The organism is Janthinobacterium sp. SUN206 (genome assembly GCF_030587305.1).
GTDB classification, from domain to species: Bacteria; Pseudomonadota; Gammaproteobacteria; order Burkholderiales; family Burkholderiaceae_D; genus Janthinobacterium; species Janthinobacterium kumbetense.
The window spans coordinates 68,756-88,081 of the sequence record NZ_JAPWIB010000007.1 but is presented as its reverse complement, the minus strand read 5'-3'; the positions used below and the strand labels follow the sequence as shown (position 1 = coordinate 88,081).

Genomic DNA, 19,326 nt, shown 5'->3' with positions numbered 1-19,326 from the left:
CCTGCCTGGCGGCCCTTGATCCCCTCACTATACGGAGCCCGCATGACCTCGACCGCATCCAGCACCCCTTATGGCATCTGGCCATCGCCGATCAGCGCGGCCATCGTCGCCGCCGGCGCCTCGCCGCTGACGCAGCTGGCCCTGGGCGGTGCGGATGACGGCGACGTGTTCTGGCTGGCCGGGCGCGCCAGCGAGGCGGGCCGCAACACCCTGCTGCGCCAGCGCGGCGCGCGCGTCGATGAATTGACGCCGGCACCCTTCAATGTGCGCACCCGCGTGCATGAATATGGCGGCGGCGCGTATGCCGTGGCCGGCGATACCGTCTACTTTTCGCATTTCGCCGACAATTGCCTGTACCGCGTGAGCGGCGACGCCGCGCCCGCAGCGTTCACCACCGGCGGCAACACGCGCCATGCGGATTTCGTCGTCGATGCGGCCCGTTCCCGCCTGATCGCCGTGCGCGAACAGCATCCGCAGGAAGGCCATGCCCTGCCGGAAAACAGCCTGGCCGCCGTCGGCTTCGACGGGCGCGAAACGGTGCTGGCGCGCGGCCACGATTTCTATGCGGCGCCGCGTTTGTCGCCGGACGGCAGCCAGCTGGCCTGGATCAGCTGGGACCACCCGCGCCTGCCGTGGCAAGGCACGGAACTGTGGCTGGCCGACGTGCAGGCAGATGGCAGCCTCGGCTCGCCGCGCCTGATCGCCGGCGGCGCGCGCGAGTCGATTTGCCAACCGGAATGGTCGCCGAACGGCTTGCTGCACTTCGTGTCCGACAGCAGCGGCTGGTGGAACCTGTACCGCCTGCACGGCTCCGACATCGAGGCGCTGTGCCCGATGGAAGCGGAATTTGCCACGCCGCACTGGACTTTCGGCGGCAGCATGTACGGTTTCCTGTCCGACGACGAGATCGTCTGCACGTATATCCAGGCCGGCATCAGCTACCTGGCGCAATTGAACGTGGCGGCGGCCAAGCTGGAGCCGATACCGCACCCGTACCAGGAAATCCGCGAGCTGCGCGTGGGCCCCGGCTTCGTCGCGCTGCTGGGCGGCAGCCCCACCATCGCGCTGGAACTGGCGCGCATCGATTTGGCCAACCATGAACTGGAAGTGCTGGCGCAGTCGATCGCTGCCCTGCCTGCGCTCGGCTACCTGTCCGTGCCGCGCAGCTTGAGCTATCCGAGCAACAATGGCCGCACGGCGCACGCCTTCTTTTATGCGCCCACGAATGGCGACATGCAGGCGCCGGCAGGAACGTTGCCACCCGTCATCGTCATCAGCCACGGCGGCCCCACCAGCATGGCCAGCAATACCTTGAAACTGGCGACGCAGTACTGGACCAGCCGAGGCATCGGCGTGCTCGACGTCAACTATGGCGGCAGCAGCGGCTTCGGCCGCGAGTACCGCGACGCGCTGCGCGGGCAGTGGGGCATCGTCGACGTGGAAGACTGCATCGCCGGCGCGCGCTACCTGGCCGCCAACGGCCTGGCCGACCCGGAACGCCTGATCATCCGCGGCGGCAGCGCGGGCGGCCTGACGACCCTGTGCGCACTGACCTTCCACGACGTCTTCAAGGCGGGCGCCAGTTACTACGGCGTATCCGACCTGAAGGGCCTGGACAACGATTCGCACAAGTTCGAATCGCGCTACACCGACTACCTGATCGCTTCGCAGCCGCAAGCCGAGGCGCTGTACCGCGAGCGCTCGCCCATCCACCACACGGATAAACTGTCGCGCCCGATGATCTTCTTCCAGGGTCTCGATGACAAGGTGGTGCCGCCGCAGCAGTCGCAGCTGATGGTCGACGCCCTGCAGGCGCGCGGCGTGCCCGTCGCGTATGTCCCGCTCGAAGGCGAGGGCCACGGCTTCCGCAAGGCGGAAAACATCGTGCGCACCCTGGACGCGGAACTGTATTTCTACCAGCGCGTGTTCGGCCTGCCCGTGGCGGCTGGCGAACCTCCCGTGCATATCGCCAATTTGCCCGCATGACCGAGCAAAATGTCGACCAGCATCTGTTGGACGAGTTCGCCGCACTGGAGCAGCATGAGCAAATGATCCTGGCCCTGCTGGCGATCACGGGCGAACCGGTGGGCAAGCATGCCGTGTATGAACACTTGCAGCGCGCCAATGTCGTCGAACCGGACGGCACGCCGTTTTCCCTGCTGGTGGTGACGAACATGCTGCTGCGGCTGACACGCCTGGCGCTGGCGTCGGAAATCGTGGGACGGGGCTTCGCCTGCGAAGCGAGGCTGCGCTGGCCCGCCATGCGCGCGGCCATCGAACACCTGGTGTTTCGCGACCTGTGCCAGGCCATCGAGCTGATCAATCCCGTGCGCCGCAACTGGGATGGCTATGTGGAGCTGCGCAGCTACCGCCAAGGCGTGGCGCGCCTGCGCATCGCCCTGCTGCGCAATGACGAGGTACGCCACGTGGCCGCCATCCTGGCCGCCTGCATGGCGTGCTATGAAGCGCAGCAGCTGCATCCGCTGATCGAAATCTTCGGCCGGCCGTTCGAGCCGGAAATGTTGTCTTTCGTCATGCCGCAACTGCAGGATGACATCCTCGCCGTGCTGCTGGGCAATGCGCCGCGTGAGCCGGGCACGGCGCACGCCATCCGCGCGTACGCGCGCGCCCACCACGCGCGCCAGGCGGCGGCCGGCGACCATATCGGCGCCGCCCTGCCGCTGGCCCTGGCCGAAGACGCCCTGCTGTGCGGCGAACTCGACGCGGCTGCGCGCTACCTGGCAGGCCAGCAGGGCCCGCAGGTGCTGTTTCTCGACAGCAGCATCGCCCTGTTGCGCGGCGAACATGCGCACGCCGTGGCGGGCTTCGAGACGGCCTTGAAGGGCTTGCGCAAGGAAACAGGCAAGCGCAAGCTGTGCTTCACGGGCATTGGCGGCCACTTGTACGTGCTGGCCTTGCTGCGCAGCAACGACGCCAAGCTGCTGAAAAGCGCGGAAACTTACCTCGATATCGCCCTGCACGCGCAGCCGAACCACGACAGCATCGTCTACCAGCAACTCAATACCCTGCGCCTGGTGCGCGCCGGCGTGCAGCTGGCGGAAAGCATCCCCACGCGCAGCTGGGAAACGGCACTGCAGGCGCAACTGTTCCAGGCCTTGTTGTACTACTGGCTGGCCTTACCGCAGTTGAGCGAACGCAAGGATCAGCTGCGATCGCTGGTGCAGCAAGCCGACGCGGCCGGCTACGATTTGATCGCCGCGCAGGCGGCCGGCTTGCTGGGCTTGATGGGCGAGCCGCAGCAGGAACGCTATGCGACGGCCAAGCGGGCGCAACACGGCTTGACGGACATGGCGCCGTGGTTCGAGCGCCAGGAAGCGTGGCAGCGCCAGCTGAGCGCGCTGATCAACCTGCAGCAGAACGCACCCGCCGAGGCGCTGGGCGGCGTCTCGCGCCTCGTATGGCTGGTGGCGTTCGACCCGCGCTTCGGCCTCACGGCCGTGGAAGTGCGCGAGCAGAAGCGCGACGCGCGGGGCGGCTGGAGCAAGGGCCGCGCCATGGGCCTCAAACGCCTGGCCGAGGAAGCGGGCGACATCGATTTCCTCACGCCGCAGGACGCGCGCGCGGCGGGCAGCATCGCGCCGTTCAAGCAATACTATTCGTCGGCGCCTCGCTATGAAGTCGAGCTGGACAAGGCCGCCATCTTGCTGGTGGGCCATCCGCTCGTCTTCTGGCTCGACCACCCCGACACGCGCGTGGAACTGATCGCCGGCGCGCCCGAGCTCCTCATCAAGTCGCACGAGGGGCAGCTGTGGCTGGGCATGCAGCCGCCATTGCCCGACAACGGCAGCAATGTCGTGGTGCAGCGCGAGACGCCGACGCGTTTGCGCGTGGTGCACATCCTCGACGAACACCGGCGCATCGGCGCCATCGTGGGCCTGGGCCTGTCCGTGCCGCTGCATGCGGAAAAACAGGTGATGCAGGCCATCGGCGCCATCTCGTCCATGGTCACCGTGCAATCGGACATCGGCGGCGGCGCGGGCGATGCGGAAGCGATCACGGCCGACCACCGCCTGCACGTGCATCTGCTGCCCTACCAGCAGGGTCTGAAAATGCAGATTCTGGTGCGCCCCCTGCTCGACAACGGCGCCTATTACGCACCGGGCAGCGGCGCCGAAAGCGTGTTTGCCGACGTGGCGGGCCGGGCCGTGCAAGCGCGGCGCGACTTGAACGGGGAACGCGAAGCGCAGCGCCAGCTCATCGGTCGGTGCCTGGTGCTGGAAGAGGCGGAAGAAGAGCATGGCGAGTGGCTGCTGGGCCAGCCTGCCCTGGGCTTGCAATTGCTGGTGGAATTGCAGGCGCTGGAGCCGGACGGCATGGTGCTGGCCTGGCCCGAAGGCGAAACCATGCGCGTGTCGAAACGCATCGACAGCGGCCAGATGCGCCTGAATATCAAGAGCGAGAAAGACTGGTTTGCCGCCAGCGGCGAAGTGCAGATCGACGAAGACAAGGTGATGGATTTGCGCGCCCTGCTGGACTTGATGCAGAACAATAAAAGCCGCTTCGTGGCCCTGGGCGACAACCAGTTCCTCGCCCTCAGCGACGAATTGCACCGCCGCCTGTCGGAACTGGCCGCGTATGGCGAAGCACATGCCGACGGCGTACACATCCACCCGCTGGCCGCCTTCGCGCTGGAAGAGCTGGCCAACGATGCGGGCGGCGTGAAGGCCGACAAACTGTGGCGCGAACACTTGCTGCGCCTGCGCGCCCTCGACGACTATCAGCCGCAACTGCCCAGCACCTTGCAGGCGGACTTGCGCGACTACCAGCTGGCCGGTTTTAACTGGCTGGCGCGCTTGGCGCACTGGGGCGTTGGCGCCTGCCTGGCCGACGACATGGGACTCGGCAAGACCTTGCAGGCGCTGGCGCTGATCCTGGCGCGCGCGCCGCACGGCCCCACTCTCGTCGTCGCCCCCACATCCGTATGCATGAACTGGATCAGCGAGGCGCAGCGCTTCGCGCCCACCTTGAACATCAAGCTGTTCGGCAGCGGCGACCGCGCCGACATGCTCGATACCTTGCAGCCGTTCGACGTGGTGGTGGCCAGCTATGGCTTGCTGCAGCAGGAAGCGGCGCTGTTTGCCGGCGTGCGCTGGCATACGATCGTGCTCGACGAAGCGCAAGCCATCAAGAATGGCGCCACCAAGCGCTCGCAAGCCGTGATGGCCCTGCAGGGGGACTTCCGCATGGTGGCCAGCGGCACGCCACTGGAAAACCACCTTGGTGAATTGTGGAACCTGTTCCGCTTCATCAACCCCGGTTTGCTGGGCACCCTCGACCAGTTTAATTTGCGCTTCGCCGGTCCCATTGAGAAAGATCAAGACAAGCGGGCAGCGGCCGGCGCGCGCCTGCGGCTGCGCCGCTTGATCGCGCCATTCATCCTGCGCCGCACGAAGACGCAAGTGCTGTCGGAATTGCCGTCGCGCACGGAAATCGTGCTGGAAGTGGAATTGTCGCCGCAGGAAACGGCGCTGTACGAATCCCTGCGCCGCGAAGCGCTGGAAAAGCTGGCCATGGTGGAAGGGCCGGCGTCGAAAAAGGCCATCCAGATCCTGGCCGAGATCATGAAGCTGCGCCGCGCCTGCTGCAATCCGCAACTGGTGGCGCCCGAGCTGGGCCTGGCCAGCAGCAAGCTGGCGGCGTTCGCCCAGTTGTTGTCGGGTTTGCTGGAAAACCGCCACAAGGTGCTCGTCTTCAGCCAGTTCGTCGACCATTTGACCCTGATCCGCCAGCACCTGGAGCAGCATGGCGTCAGTTACCAGTATCTCGATGGCAGCACGCCCATGCAGGAACGCAAGCGCCGCGTCGACGCCTTCCAGGCGGGCGAGGGCGACGTTTTCCTCATCAGCCTGAAGGCGGGCGGCATGGGCATCAATTTGACGGCGGCCGATTACGTGATCCACATGGACCCGTGGTGGAACCCGGCCGTGGAAGACCAGGCGTCGGACCGCGCCCACCGCATGGGGCAATTGCGCCCCGTCACCATTTACCGGCTGGTGGCGAAGCACACGATCGAGGAAGGCATCGTCGAATTGCATCAGCACAAGCGCGACCTGGCCGACAGCCTGCTGGAAGGCAGCGACGCGGCCGCGCGCATGTCGGCCAATGACATGTTGGGCATGCTGCAAGAGGGGTTGAAGCAATGAGATTGAAAAAATGAGCGGCGCCACCGCGTTCCATGCGATGATCGTTTTTCCCTGTTTTGATGCCACGCCATGACCGACTATATCGCCACCAGCGCCGGCCAGCGCGCCACCTTTTTATGCGGCAAATCCTGGACCGCCTACGTCAGCACCTTCCTCATCGCCGTGCTGCTGTTTTTCGCCGCCCTGCCGCTGGCCTTCAAGTACAACGCGCGCGCCGCCTTCGTCGTGCTGATCGGCTCGGCCCTGATCGTCGGCTACCGCCTGCTGACCATCCGCAGCTATCAGCTGTACTACGACGAGGCGGGCGTCTGGCTGGCGTCCGGCATCTTGCCGTGGAAAAAGAAACTGACGGGCGTCAAATGGCGCGACATGGATGAAGCCGTCTATGAAACGAACTTCTGGAGCTGGCTGTTCCAGTCCTATACGGTACGAGTCAGCCAGCGCTACACGCAGGAAACGGAAATCCACGCCACCGGCATGGCGCGCGGCAAGGATGCCGTGGCGGCCATCAATGCGCGCCACCAGGAATTGCTGCACGGCAGCGCCATCGTGGTCTAGCGCCGCGCGCTCCCGGCGCAAAAAACTGCGCAGCGGCGGCAATTAATGCTAATCTTTGGGCCGCCCAGGCAAGCAAGGCCAACCTTTCAATAGTTGTTTGTTACTTATATTATCAGTTTATTATTTTCTGATCAGGACAAACAGCAAAATATTCAAGAGATAAACTATGCTGATAAAAAATAAAGTTGCGCTCGCCGCATTGATGATGGCCTTTACCCTGACACCGGCCAGCGCCGCCAAGAAGCCGCAGAAGCAAGGCAAGGCCAGCACCAGCAGCAGCAAGAAGAAAACCGTCGGCAAGAAAGCGGCCGTCGTCAGCGCCGCCACGGCAGCCACGGTAGCGGCCGTCGCCAGCGAGAACAGCAGCGACCGCTCCATGAATAACCTCAGCGGCCAGTTCCTCACGGCCCTGTGGCGCCTGGACCCGGAAAGCGCGATTTCGGTCGGCAAATACGATGGCGCCGCCAACCTGAGCATTCCCGACGCGGCCAGCCGCCAGAAGCAACTGGCCTTCATCGAAGAATGGCTGGGTAAATTCGGCAAGCTGAATGCGAGCAAAATGTCGGACAAGCAACGTACCGACCTGGCCTTGCTGACGAATAAACTGCAATCGGACCGCTGGTATCTGACCACCTTCCGCGAATTCGAATGGAATCCCGCCCAATACAACGTGGCCGGTTCCATCGACTTCATCCTGAACACGGAATACGCGGCCCAGCCGCAGCGCCTGCGCACCTTGCTCAAGCGCATCGCCACCGTGCCGCAATACTATGCGGCCGCGCGCGCCAGTATCAATCACCCCACGCGCGAACACACGCAGCTGGCCATCGCCCAGAGCGCCGGCGTGCTCAGCGTGCTTGACGACCTGAACAAGACGGCACAGGGCTCCATCCTGACGCCGGTGGAAAAACAGCTGTACACCGTCCGCATCGCCGCGGCCCGCACGGCCGTGCAAGGCTACGCCGCGTGGCTGACGGAACAGGATGCCGCGCTGGCGCAGAACGGCAACGCGCGCTCCTTCCGCATCGGCAAGGAGTTGTATGAGCAGAAATTCGCCTACGATATCCAGGCCAGCGTGAGCGCCGAGCAGATGTACCAGAAAGCCCTGGCCGCGCGCGAAAAGCTGCTCGAGCACATGGATAGCCTGTCCGACGAGCTGTGGGTGAAAACCATGGGCGCCACGGCCAAGCCGGCGGACCGCACGGCAAAGATCGGCATGGTGATCGACAAGCTGTCCAGCAACCACGTGGCGCCTGCCGATTTCGTGCCGGAAATCCGCCGCCAGATTCCCGAACTGCAGGAATGGGTGACCAGCCACAACCTGCTGACGATGGACCCGAAAAAGCCCCTGGTCGTGCGCGAAACGCCCGCCTACCAGCGCGGCGTGGCCGGCGCCAGCATCGAAGCGCCCGGCCCGTATCGCCCGCAAGACCGCACCTATTACAACGTGACGCCGCTCGACGGCGAAACGCCGGAACAGGCGGAAAGCAGCTTGCGCGAATACAACCACTGGATCTTGCAGATCCTGAATATCCACGAAGCCATCCCCGGCCACTACACGCAGCTCGTGTACGCCAACAAGTCGCCGTCGCTGGTCAAGTCCATCTTCGGCAATGGCGCCATGATCGAAGGCTGGGCCGTGTATGGCGAACGCATGATGCTCGAGTCCGGCTATGGCAATAACGCGCCGGAAATGTGGTTGATGTATTCGAAGTGGAACTTGCGCAGCGTCACCAATACCATTCTCGACTACAGCGTCCACGTGCTGGGCATGACGGAAGCGCAGGCGCTCGACCTGCTGACGCGCCAGGCCTTCCAGACCCAGCGTGAAGCCAAGGAAAAATGGCGCCGCGTGCAGCTGAGCTCGGTGCAACTGACCAGCTATTTCAGCGGCTACAGCGAAATCATGGACTTGCGCGAACAGCGCAAGCAAGCGCTGGGCAACAAATTCGTGCTGAAGGATTTCCATGAGCAATTCCTCAGCTACGGCAGCGCACCCGTGAAAGTCATCAAGGAATTGATGAATTAACTGGCGCTCGCCGTCAGCTTGCAAAGGGCGCCGCGGCACCCTTTTTGCATGCGCTTGCGCCGCCGCAAACCACTGGAGCGCCTGTCCATTAAGCTGATGGGAAGGCAGGCGCCATCGCACTCCTCACTGGCAATTGCCGATTTTCCTGCTAGGCTGGATACAGGAGCGTCCATGCATATGCCCATCCAGTTCGACACCCTCGATTACGCCAAACGCCTCACCTCGGCCGGCGTGCCCACGCAACAGGCGGAAGCGCATGCGACGGCGCTGGGTGAAGTACTGGGTTCGGCCGTGGTCGTGCATGGCGAGCTGGCGGCGATGGAGCGCAATCTGCTGGGGGAAATCAAGCTGGTGGCGCAAAAGGTCGATACCAGAGTGGATGCGCTGGAACTGAAATTCGATACCAGAATAGATGCACTGGAGCAAAAATTCGACGCCCGCCTGGAACGCATGGACTTGCGCCATGGCGCCGACATGAAACACGTGTACTGGATGATGAGCACCCTGATCTTGCTCAACCTGGGCATCCTCAGCAAGCTGATGCTGCAGTAAGCACGCACTCACTTGCGCAACCATGAAAAAGCCGCTGCTCCGGAAGGAGGTCAGCGGCTTTTGCCTGCGTATCTTGCACGTGTCAGCTTGCGTCTAGGACGCCTCTTCCGGCGCCTGGGTAGCCCTGACGAAGATGGGCGCCACCAGCAGGCCCAGCTCGAACAGCAGGCACATCGGGATGGCCAGCGAGAACTGGCTGACCACGTCCGGCGGCGTGACGATGGCGGCGATCACGAAGGCGCCGACGATGATGTAGGGACGCACTTCCTTGAGTTTCGCGATAGTAACCAAGCCCATGCGCACGAGGATCACCACCACCACGGGCACTTCGAAGGTGGCGCCAAAGGCCAGGCACATCGACATGACGAAATCGAGGTAGTTTTCGATATCGGGCGTGACGGCGATCGACGAGGGCGAAAAATCGCTGATGAAGTGGAACACGCGGCCAAACACAAAGAAATAGCAGAAGGCCACGCCGGCCATGAACAGCAGGGACGACGAAATGACCAGCGGCGCGATCAGGCGCTTTTCATGCGTGTACAGGCCGGGGGCGATAAACGCCCACATCTGGTACAGCACCCAGGGCAAGGCGACGATGAAGGCGATCACCAGCGTCACTTTCATCGGCACCAGGAACGGTGAAATGACGCCGGTGGCGATCATTTTCGAGCCGGCCGGCAGCGAGGCGATCATCGGTGCCGCAATAAAATCGTAGATATGCGAAGGCCCGGGCCAGTAAAACAGCACGGCGCAGACGACGGCGATACCGATCGAGGCCTTGACCAGGCGGTTGCGCAGCTCGACCAGATGCGAGATAAAGGTTTCTTCCACCGGAGATTTGCTACTCATGAGTAAAAGGAGGAGGAGCTGGCGCGCGGACGAAAGCGCGCCACGCGGGCGGCCGCCGACTGCACGTGCAGCTTGCCGCCATGGCGCTGCTTGTACCAGCCGGGGATGGCGGAATTGCGCACCAGCTTCTTGCGGCGGAATTCGCGCGCCTTGCGGGCCAGGTCATCGTTGGTGGCGCGCAGCATGGCTTCATGGGCGTCGTGCTGCCCCTCATACGCACTGGCATCGCCGCGCCAGGCGCTTTCCACCTCGGCCAGGTTGCCGGAGATCGAGTTTTCCACGCCATGCATGGATTTCTCCACGCTTTGCTTGACGGAATGGGCCGCATCCTGCACTTCCTTCTGCAGGTTTTTCAGCTCTTCCATTTCAATTTCGCGCGAGACTTCGGATTTCACCTGGTTCAGATAGCGTTGCGCGCGGCCATACAGGGTACCGGCCATGCGCGCCACTCTCGGCAACTTTTCAGGGCCGATGACTATCAACGCAACCACGCCGATGATGGCGATTTTAGAGAGACCGAGATCGATCATAAGCGGACAAGGGCTGTTACCGGACGAGGCAAGCGCCCCGCCACGCTATCAGAACTTGCTTTTCTCTTTCGTTTCGACGTCGATGGTGCTTTTGTCGGCCACTTGCGATGGCGCAGCAGGAGGGGTATTGGCTGCCGGGGCGTCATCTTCGCCCTTGACGCCATCCTTGAAGCCTTTGACGGCCTTGCCGATATCACCGCCGATATTGCCCAGTTTCTTGGTGCCGAAGACCAGCATCACAATGACCAGAACGATCACCCAGTGCCAAATACTCAATGAACCCATCACATTCTCCTTGCGGGACGGTGCCCGAATAGCGTCGACCAATGCCGGTAGTATACACGCGAACCCGGCGCGCAGCGAAATCAGTGTTGACCGCGCCAGGGGCGGGGACCGCCGTACACATGCATGTGCAGGTGATACACCTCTTGCCCGCCGTTCGGGCCGCTGTTGATCATGGTCTTGAAGCCCCCGGCAGGCGCACCATCGGCGTCATACGTGACGGCGCAGCCGAACTCGGCAGCAAGCTTCGGCGCCAGACGCAGCAGCTTGCCCAGCATCTCCGTATGGCTGTCATCGCAGTCGGACAGGCTGGCCACGTGGCGCTTCGGGATCAACAGCAAATGCACGGGGGCGGCCGGGTTGATGTCCTTGAAGGCCAGCAAGTCCTCGTCTTCATACACGATGGTCGAGGGAATTTGTTTTGCAGCAATCTTGCAAAAAATACAGTTATCCACGCACGCTCCAATAGATCAATGTTTGTCTGTTTCGCCGGCGTCGCGCAGCTCATCCTTGCGTGCCGCCTTTTCTTCCAGGCCGGACAAGCCTTCGCGGCGCGCCAGCTCGTCGAGCACCTGCTGCGGCGTCAGGTCGAACTGCGCCAGCATCACCAAGCTGTGAAACCACAGGTCGGCGCATTCGTACAAGACCTTCGACGGGTCGTTGTCGCGACGCGCATCCTTGGCGGCCATCACCGTTTCCGTCGCTTCTTCGCCGATTTTTTTCAGGATGGCGTCATCGCCCTTGGCAAACAGGCGCGCGACATAGGAGGTGGCGGGGTCGCCGCCGTTGGCCAGCTTGCGCGATTCGATCACGGCGGCCAGGCGTTTTAACGTTTCACTCATTTGCTCTTGCTTTCCGCGTAAATCGTCTCGGGGTCTTTCAGGACGGGGTCGGTGACTTGCCATTCGCCCGTTTTTTCGTCGCCTTCGAATTTCTGGAAGAAGCACGAATGGCGGCCCGTATGGCAGGCGATGCCGCCGGCTTGTTCGATTTTCAGCAAGACCACGTCTTCGTCGCAATCGAGGCGGATTTCCAGCACCTTTTGCGTGTGGCCGGACTCTTCGCCCTTGTGCCACAGTTTCTTGCGCGAACGGCTCCAGTACACGGCTTCGCCCAGTTCCACCGTGCGCGCCAGCGCGTCGCGGTTCATCCAGGCGAACATCAGCACGTCGTTGCTGCCCGCTTCCTGCGCGATCACGGGCACCAGGCCGTGCTCGTCCCATTTGACCTTTTTCAGCCACTTGGCATTGCTTGCTACGATGGTTCCGTTTTGCATGTTCTGTATCCCGGGTACTATTTTATTTACGCCAGGCGCATGGGAATGCCCTGCTGCGCCATGAACTGCTTGGCTTCCTGCACCGTGTGCTGGCCATAGTGGAAGATGCTGGCGGCCAACACGGCGTCCGCGCGGCCCACCTTGATGCCATCGACCAGGTCTTGCAAGCCGCCCACGCCTCCCGAAGCGATGACGGGGATGCTGACGGCGTCGGACACGCCGCGCGTCAGGCCCAGGTCGAAGCCCACCTTGGTGCCGTCGCGGTCCATGCTGGTGAGCAAGATTTCGCCGGCGCCCAGGCTTTCCATTTTACGCGCCCAGTCAAAGGCGTCCAGGCCCGTGGCAGTGCGTCCGCCATGGGTAAACACTTCCCACTTACCGGGCAACACTTGCTTGGCGTCGATGGCGACGACGATGCACTGCGAGCCATGCTTTTGCGACGCCTCGTACACGAGTTGGGGATTCGTCACGGCCGAGGTGTTGATGCTGACCTTGTCGGCGCCCGCGTTGAGCAGCCGGCGTACGTCTTCCACCACGCGCACGCCGCCGCCCACGGTCAGCGGAATGAACACTTGCGACGCCACGGCTTCGATGATGTCGAAGATCAGGCCGCGGTTGTCGCTCGAGGCGGTAATGTCGAGGAAGGTGATTTCATCGGCGCCCTGCTCGTCATAACGGCGGGCAATTTCCACCGGGTCGCCGGCGTCGCGCAATTCCGTGAAATTGACGCCTTTGACAACGCGGCCATTGGTCACGTCCAGGCAGGGGATGATACGTTTTGCAAGCATGATGGTATCCAGATTGTCGCCAGGCCAGGGCGTGCACGCGCACACCCCGGCCGGGCTGGCTTAAACGGCGGCGTCGGTCAGTTCGTCGGCGCGTTCCTGCGCCTGCGCCAGGTCGATCGTGCCTTCATAGATGGAACGGCCGCAGATCACGCCTTCGATGCCTTCGGCCTGGACCGCGCACAGCGCTTCCACGTCGCCGATATTGTGCAGGCCGCCCGAAGCGATGACGGGGATCTTGACGGCTTGCGCCAGATTGACGGTGGCCTCGATATTGATGCCGCCCATCATGCCGTCGCGGCCGATGTCCGTGTAGATGATCGATTCAACGCCGTAGGCTTCGAATTTTTTCGCCAGGTCGATCACTTCGTGGCCCGACATCTTGCTCCAGCCATCCGTTGCCACTTTGCCATCTTTGGCATCGAGGCCGACGATGATGTGGCCCGGGAAGGCGCCGCAGGCGTCGTGCAGGAAGCCGGGGCTCTTCACGGCCGCCGTGCCGATGATGATGTAGGTGATGCCGGCGTCGAGGTAGCGCTCGATGGTGTCGAGGTCGCGGATGCCGCCGCCCAGCTGCACGGGGATTTCCTCGATGTCATTTTCCACGGCGAAATCTTGCACGGCCTTCAGGATGGCCTTCACGGCGCCTTCGTTCTTCGGCTTGCCGGCAAAGGCGCCGTTCAGGTCGACCAGGTGCAGCCGGCGCGCGCCTTGCATCAGCCAATGGCGGGCCATCTCGGCCGGGTCTTCGGAAAATACGGTGGCAAGTTCCATATCGCCTTGTTTCAGGCGTACGCAGTGACCGTCTTTCAGGTCGATGGCGGGAATGAGCAGCATGGTCAGTGTGATTTAGAGTGAGTGAGAGGCGGAAAAAAAGCCGGATAGCTAACGTTAAGGTTGCCAGTGAACGAAGTTCTTGTACAGCTGCAAACCAGCGGCAGCGCTTTTTTCAGGGTGAAACTGTGTCGCGAAAATATTATCACGGGCGACGGCACAAGCAAACGGCGCGCCATAGACAGTCTCGCCCACCGTGTGCGCCGCTTCTTGAGGTTGAGCAAAATAGCTGTGCACAAAGTAAAAATAGGCGTTGTCGGCGATACCATCCCACATGACATGGGACGCCGTTTGCCGCACTTGGTTCCAGCCCATTTGCGGCACCTTGAAGCGCGAGCCGTCTTCCTGCACCTGGCCGTCGAGCTGGAAGCGCACGACTTTGCCTGGCAGCAAGCCCAAACCGGCCGCATCGCCCTCTTCGCTGCCGTCGAACAACATTTGCTCGCCGATGCACACGCCCAGCACGGGCTTGCTGTCCGCGGCGCGCAGCAGCGCCTCGAGCACGCCCGATTCGCGCAGGCTGCGCATGCAGTCGGGCATGGCGCCCTGGCCCGGCAAGACGATGCGGTCGGCGCTGTCGATGTCTTGCGCCAATCCGGAAATGCGCACGTCGGCTTCCGGCGCCACGGCGCGCAGGGCCTGCGCCACCGAGCGCAGATTGCCCATGCCGTAATCCACCACCACAATTTTATTCATGTTTGATCCCGGAATCTACAATATAGCGAGAGCGGCGCTTACAGGCTGCCCTTGGTCGATGGAATGATGCCGGCCGCGCGCTCGTCGAGCTCGGCAGCCATGCGCAGCGCGCGGCCAAAGGCCTTGAACACGGTTTCGCATTGATGGTGGGCATTCGTACCGCGCAAGTTGTCGATATGCAATGTCACGCCCGCATGGTTGACGAAGCCGCGGAAAAATTCCAGCGTCAGGTCGACGTCGAAGCCGGCGATCATGGCGCGCGTAAACGGGATGTGGTATTCGATGCCCGGGCGGCCCGAAAAATCGAGCACCACGCGCGACAGCGCCTCGTCCAGCGGCACGTACGCATGACCGTAGCGGCGGATGCCCTTCTTGTCGCCGATAGCCTTGGCCACGGCCATGCCCAGGGTGATGCCCACGTCTTCCACCGTATGGTGGTTGTCGATATGCACGTCGCCCGTCGCTTCGATATCCAGGTCGATCAAGCCGTGGCGGGCGATCTGATCCAGCATATGGTCGAGGAAGGGCACGCCGGTATTGAGCTTTTGCTGGCCCGTGCCATCGAGGTTGAGGGCGACGCGAACTTGCGTCTCATTGGTGTTGCGCGTGATTTCTGCGGTGCGGTTCATGGGAGGCTCTGGCGATAGGCTAAACGAGGGATGCCTTGAAGGCATCGTAAAAAAGGGAATTCTCTTCCGGGGTGCTGACGCTGATGCGCAGGCAATTGGCCAGCGCAGCATGCATTTTACTCATATTTTTAATTAAAACCCTGCGGGCAAGCAGTTTTGCGCAAACATCGTCGGAATCAGCCACACGAATCAGAAGAAAATTTGCCTTCGAGGGAAACACGGTCACGCCCGGCAGCTCCGCCAGGCGCAGCGCCAGCGTATCGCGCGCGCTGTTGAGCAGATCCGCCTGGGCATTCAACACATCGAGGTGGTCGAGCGCGAATTCGGCCGCTGTCTGCGTCAGCACATTCACGTTATACGGCGGGCGCACTTTTTCAAATTGCGCCAGCAGGGCCGGCGCGGCCGACATGTAGCCGAGGCGGATGCCGGCCAGGCCCAGTTTCGACACGGTGCGCATCACCACCAGGTTCTCGAACTCGGGCAGGCGGCCCATGAAGCTGTGCTGCGCGAACGGCTCGTACGCTTCGTCGACGACGGCGATGCCCGTGTCGCCCAGGGCGGCCAGGATGCGTTCGATGTCGGCGCTGGCAAACAGGTTGCCCGTCGGGTTGTTCGGATAGGCGAGGAATACCAGCGCCGGGCGATGCTGTTCGATGGCCGCCAGCATGGCGTCCATGTCCAGGCTGAAATCACTCTTCAAGGGCACGCCGACGAAATCCATGCCGGCGAACTGCGCCGAGCGCGCATACATGACGAAGGCCGGCACGGGCGCCAGCAGCACGGCGCGCTTGCCCGGCTCCTGGTGGGCGCACGCCATGGCCAGGATGGAAATGAGCTCATCGGAGCCGTTGCCCAGTATGACGTCGAAGCCGGCGGGCACGCCCAGCTTGGCGCAGATGGCCGCCTGCAGGCTGGCGTACGACGGCGGATAGCGGTTCAGCGCCACGCCGGCCAGGCGCGCGCCCAGCTCTTCGCGCAGCTGCGCCGGCAGCGGATACGGATTTTCCATCGCATCGAGTTTGATGTAACCGCTGGCATCGGCTACCTGATAGCTTTTGACGGCCCGCACATCGGACCGCACGGTGTTGCTGATTAACTGATCGAGGAAAGACATGCTGCAAACACTCCTGATGGAATTAAATGGAGACTAAATGACGACGTCTTCCGGCACGGCGGCGCTGCGCGCCTTGCGGGCCGGCGCTTTTTTCGCGGCGGGCGGTTTTTTCACGGCAGCCGGTTTTTTACTGGCCGCCTTGGCGGCCTTGGGCACGGCGGCGGCGGCGCGGCGCTTGGCCGGCGCCTTCTTTTCCGCCTTCGGCACGGCCGGTTCGGCCAGCTCCTGCGCCAGCGCCGCCAATCGCTGTTCGATGATGGCGCAGTAATCGGGATTCAGCTCAAAGCCGACGAAATCGCGCCCGCAGCGCTTCGCCGCCAGGGCCGTGGTGCCGCTGCCCATGAACAGGTCGAGCACCACGCCGCCGGGCGGGCACGAAGCCTTGAGCATGCGCTCGATGATTTCGAGCGGCTTTTGCGTCGGGTGGTCGGCCCGTTCCGGGTGTTCCTTGTGCAGGCGCGACACGCTCCACAAGTCTTTCGGGTTGTAGCCCACTTCCAGCCATTTGGCGCCGATGAAGATCGAGCGCGAACGGGCTTTCTTGGTGGCCGCGTCGTAGGCGATGCGCACCGCGTCAAGGTCGAAGTAGTAATCCTTGCGCTTGACGAAGAAGCCGATGGTGTCGTGCACCGATGAAAAGCTGCGCACGCTGCCGCCCATGGACGGCACGCGGCGGTCCCAGATGATTTCATTCATCATCGCCATGCGCTGTTTCAGCATGACGAAGATCTCCGGCGAATAGCGCCAGGTCAGGAAGATATACAGACTGCCGTTGGCTTTCAGCTTGGGCAGCGCCGCATCGATCCACTGCTCCGTCCAGCGCAGGTAGTCGGCCACCGACTGCTGGTCCGAGGCATTGCCGTAATCCTTGCCCAGGTTGTACGGCGGATCCGTCAGGATCAGGTCCACCGAGCCATCGGGAATGCGCGCCAGCCCCGCCAGCGCATCTTCGCAATAGACCCGGTTGACCCAGTCCGGCTGCTCCGCCATATTCGTCATGGCTGCGGCTTCAGACGCAGTTCGGCGCTGCGCGCGTGCGCCTGCAAGCCTTCGCCATACGCCAGGGTGGCGGCGACGCGGCCCAGGGTTTGCGCGCCCGCTTCACTGACGTGGATGATGGACGAGCGCTTCTGGAAGTCGTACACGCCCAGCGGCGACGAAAAGCGCGCCGTGCGCGAGGTCGGCAGCACGTGATTGGGGCCGCAGCAATAGTCGCCCAGCGATTCGGACGAAAAGCGGCCCAGGAACATGGCGCCCGCGTGGCGGATCTGCTCTGCCCACTGCTGCGGGTTTTCCGCCGAGATTTCCAGGTGTTCCGCGGCGATGGCATTGGCGATCTCGCACGCTTCTGCCATGCTGCGCACCTTGATCAGCGCGCCGCGGTCGGCCAGCGAGGTACTGATGGTGGCCTGGCGCGGCATCGTCGGCAGCAGCTTGGCGATGCTCTCCTCGACTTGCGCGATGTAGTCCGCGTCGGGGCACAGCAGGATCGCTTGCGCCAGTTCGTCGTGCTCGGCCTGCGAAAACAGGTCCATCGCGACCCAGTCCGGGTCCGTCGTGCCGTCGCACAGCACGAGGATTTCCGACGGTCCGGCGATCATGTCGATGCCGACGATGCCGAACACGCGGCGCTTGGCGGCGGCCACGTAGGCGTTGCCGGGACCAACGATCTTGTCCACGGCGGCAATCGTCTGCGTGCCGTAGGCCAGCGCGCCGACGGCTTGCGCGCCGCCGATGGTGATCACGCGCGTCACGCCGGCAATCGCGGCGGCGGCCAGCACCATCTGGTTCTTCACGCCATCGGGCGTCGGCACGACCATGATGATTTCGCCCACGCCCGCCACGTGCGCGGGAATGGCGTTCATCAGCACGGACGACGGGTAGGCGGCCTTGCCGCCCGGGACGTATATGCCGACCCGGTCCAGCGGCGTGATCTTCTGGCCCAGCACCGTGCCATCGGGCTCGGTGTAGGTAAAGCCGCGCAATTCCTCGCGCTGGCGTTCGTGGAAGGCGCGGATGCGCTGCGCGGCGATCTGCAGCGCCTCGCGCTGGGCCGACGGCAAGCCGTTCAAGGCTGCCTGCAATTCGGCTTGCGAAATATCAAACGCCGCCATTTCCGCCGCGCCGCCATGCGGGATGCGGTCGAAACGGTTGGTGTATTCCAGTACGGCGGCGTCGCCGCGCGTTTTCACATCGGCCAGGATTTTTGCGACCGACGTTTCAATCGCTGCATCGGTGCCCGCCTCGAACGCCAGCAGCGTATCGAGCGATTGTTGGAAACCATCCTGGCTTGAATCGAGCTTGCGTATCTGTATCGGCATAATCGGCTTTCTGCTACTGAAGGTATCTAGGCTTGCGAAGCGCGTTCAAACGCCTCGATGATCGGCTGCAAGCGCTCGCGCTTGAGCTTGAGCGCAGCCTGGTTGACCACCAGGCGCGACGAAATTTCCATGATGTGCTCGACCTCGACGAGGTTGTTCGCGCGCAAAGTGCTGCCCGTGCTGACCAGGTCGACGATGGCGTCCGACAGGCCGACCAGGGGCGCCAGCTCCATCGAGCCATACAGCTTGATCAGGTCGACGTGCACGCCCTTGGCGGCGAAATGCTCGCGCGCCGTGTGCACGAACTTGGTGGCCACGCGCAGGCGCGCGCCCTGGTGCACGGCCTTTTCGTAGTCAAAACCGGCCTGCACCGCCACCGACATGCGGCAAGAGGCGATATTCAGGTCGATCGGCTGGTACAGGCCTTCGCCGCCGTGTTCCAGCAAGACATCCTTGCCCGCCACGCCGAAATCGGCCGCGCCGTACTGCACGTAGGTCGGCACATCGCTGGCGCGCACGATGATGACGCGCACGTTCGGATCGTTGGTGGCCAAAATCAGCTTGCGCGAGGTCTCCGGGTTTTCCAGCACCTTGATGCCGGCCGCTTCCAGCAGCGGCATGGTGTCCTCAAAAATGCGGCCTTTCGAGAGCGCCAGTATCAGCTGCGAATTGTCGCCCGTGTTCGATCCGTTCATGCTCGTTCCTTG

General features: G+C 63.1%; 19 protein-coding genes. 5 read left to right on the top strand and 14 right to left on the bottom strand.

Features of this window, described 5'->3' with window-relative positions:
• The first annotated feature begins 42 nt into the window (after nt 1-42).
• From O3300_RS27610 to O3300_RS27590, 5 genes are all read left to right on the top strand, one after another.
• A complete protein-coding gene (locus O3300_RS27610; protein WP_305054677.1) occupies nt 43-1,986 on the top strand; it encodes a S9 family peptidase in 1,944 nt (647 codons plus the stop codon).
• The gene (locus O3300_RS27605; RefSeq protein ID WP_305054676.1) at nt 1,983-6,164 is read left to right on the top strand and encodes a DEAD/DEAH box helicase; all 4,182 of its coding nucleotides are present in this window, start codon (nt 1,983-1,985) and stop codon (nt 6,162-6,164) included. The genes O3300_RS27610 and O3300_RS27605 overlap by 4 nt, the downstream gene beginning before the upstream one ends.
• Before the next feature lie 69 nt (nt 6,165-6,233).
• Complete coding sequence (locus O3300_RS27600) at nt 6,234-6,722, top strand: hypothetical protein (RefSeq protein WP_251351544.1); 489 nt, start codon at nt 6,234-6,236, stop codon at nt 6,720-6,722.
• Nucleotides 6,723-6,891: 169 nt separating this feature from the next.
• Entirely contained in the window at nt 6,892-8,751 is a 1,860-nt protein-coding gene (locus O3300_RS27595; RefSeq protein ID WP_305054742.1) for a DUF885 domain-containing protein, read from the top strand.
• A gap of 171 nt (nt 8,752-8,922) precedes the next feature.
• On the top strand, nt 8,923-9,303 hold the full coding sequence (locus O3300_RS27590) for a hypothetical protein (protein ID WP_305054675.1): 381 nt from the start codon (nt 8,923-8,925) through the stop codon (nt 9,301-9,303).
• Between the two features lie 93 nt (nt 9,304-9,396).
• Here O3300_RS27590 and tatC read toward each other — a convergent pair whose 3' ends face one another.
• The 14 genes from tatC to hisG all read right to left on the bottom strand — a co-directional run bounded on the left by tatC (nt 9,397) and on the right by hisG (nt 19,314).
• Complete coding sequence (gene tatC, locus O3300_RS27585) at nt 9,397-10,152, bottom strand: twin-arginine translocase subunit TatC (RefSeq protein WP_077398220.1); 756 nt, start codon at nt 10,150-10,152, stop codon at nt 9,397-9,399.
• On the bottom strand, nt 10,149-10,682 hold the full coding sequence (gene tatB, locus O3300_RS27580) for a Sec-independent protein translocase protein TatB (RefSeq protein WP_099666084.1): 534 nt from the start codon (nt 10,680-10,682) through the stop codon (nt 10,149-10,151). Before tatB ends, tatC begins: the two co-directional genes overlap by 4 nt.
• A 48-nt stretch (nt 10,683-10,730) precedes the next feature.
• On the bottom strand, nt 10,731-10,967 hold the full coding sequence (gene tatA / locus O3300_RS27575; RefSeq protein WP_034780931.1) for a Sec-independent protein translocase subunit TatA: 237 nt from the start codon (nt 10,965-10,967) through the stop codon (nt 10,731-10,733).
• Between the two features lie 80 nt (nt 10,968-11,047).
• Nucleotides 11,048-11,419, bottom strand: a complete 372-nt coding sequence (locus O3300_RS27570; protein WP_099666083.1) for a histidine triad nucleotide-binding protein — start codon at nt 11,417-11,419, stop codon at nt 11,048-11,050.
• Between the two features lie 15 nt (nt 11,420-11,434).
• Nucleotides 11,435-11,806: a phosphoribosyl-ATP diphosphatase gene (locus O3300_RS27565; RefSeq protein ID WP_034753849.1), complete on the bottom strand. Its 372-nt coding sequence runs from the start codon at nt 11,804-11,806 to the stop codon at nt 11,435-11,437.
• Complete coding sequence (gene hisI, locus O3300_RS27560) at nt 11,803-12,240, bottom strand: phosphoribosyl-AMP cyclohydrolase (protein WP_034753847.1); 438 nt, start codon at nt 12,238-12,240, stop codon at nt 11,803-11,805. Before hisI ends, O3300_RS27565 begins: the two co-directional genes overlap by 4 nt.
• A gap of 26 nt (nt 12,241-12,266) precedes the next feature.
• Nucleotides 12,267-13,028 (bottom strand): imidazole glycerol phosphate synthase subunit HisF, encoded by a 762-nt coding sequence (hisF, locus tag O3300_RS27555; RefSeq protein WP_305054674.1) that lies wholly within the window; start codon nt 13,026-13,028, stop codon nt 12,267-12,269.
• Between the two features lie 60 nt (nt 13,029-13,088).
• Nucleotides 13,089-13,862, bottom strand: a complete 774-nt coding sequence (gene hisA / locus O3300_RS27550) for a 1-(5-phosphoribosyl)-5-[(5-phosphoribosylamino)methylideneamino]imidazole-4-carboxamide isomerase (protein WP_305054673.1) — start codon at nt 13,860-13,862, stop codon at nt 13,089-13,091.
• A gap of 54 nt (nt 13,863-13,916) precedes the next feature.
• Nucleotides 13,917-14,555, bottom strand: a complete 639-nt coding sequence (gene hisH / locus O3300_RS27545; RefSeq protein WP_099666081.1) for an imidazole glycerol phosphate synthase subunit HisH — start codon at nt 14,553-14,555, stop codon at nt 13,917-13,919.
• A gap of 38 nt (nt 14,556-14,593) precedes the next feature.
• Nucleotides 14,594-15,184 (bottom strand): imidazoleglycerol-phosphate dehydratase HisB, encoded by a 591-nt coding sequence (gene hisB / locus O3300_RS27540; protein WP_010402123.1) that lies wholly within the window; start codon nt 15,182-15,184, stop codon nt 14,594-14,596.
• Nucleotides 15,185-15,203: 19 nt separating this feature from the next.
• Entirely contained in the window at nt 15,204-16,298 is a 1,095-nt protein-coding gene (hisC, locus tag O3300_RS27535; protein WP_305054672.1) for a histidinol-phosphate transaminase, read from the bottom strand.
• Nucleotides 16,299-16,331: 33 nt separating this feature from the next.
• On the bottom strand, nt 16,332-17,297 hold the full coding sequence (locus tag O3300_RS27530; protein WP_369812328.1) for a site-specific DNA-methyltransferase: 966 nt from the start codon (nt 17,295-17,297) through the stop codon (nt 16,332-16,334).
• Complete coding sequence (gene hisD, locus O3300_RS27525) at nt 17,294-18,619, bottom strand: histidinol dehydrogenase (RefSeq protein WP_077398225.1); 1,326 nt, start codon at nt 18,617-18,619, stop codon at nt 17,294-17,296. Before hisD ends, O3300_RS27530 begins: the two co-directional genes overlap by 4 nt.
• A gap of 26 nt (nt 18,620-18,645) precedes the next feature.
• Nucleotides 18,646-19,314 (bottom strand): ATP phosphoribosyltransferase, encoded by a 669-nt coding sequence (gene hisG, locus O3300_RS27520; RefSeq protein WP_077398226.1) that lies wholly within the window; start codon nt 19,312-19,314, stop codon nt 18,646-18,648.
• Between the last annotated feature and the right edge of the window lie 12 nt (nt 19,315-19,326).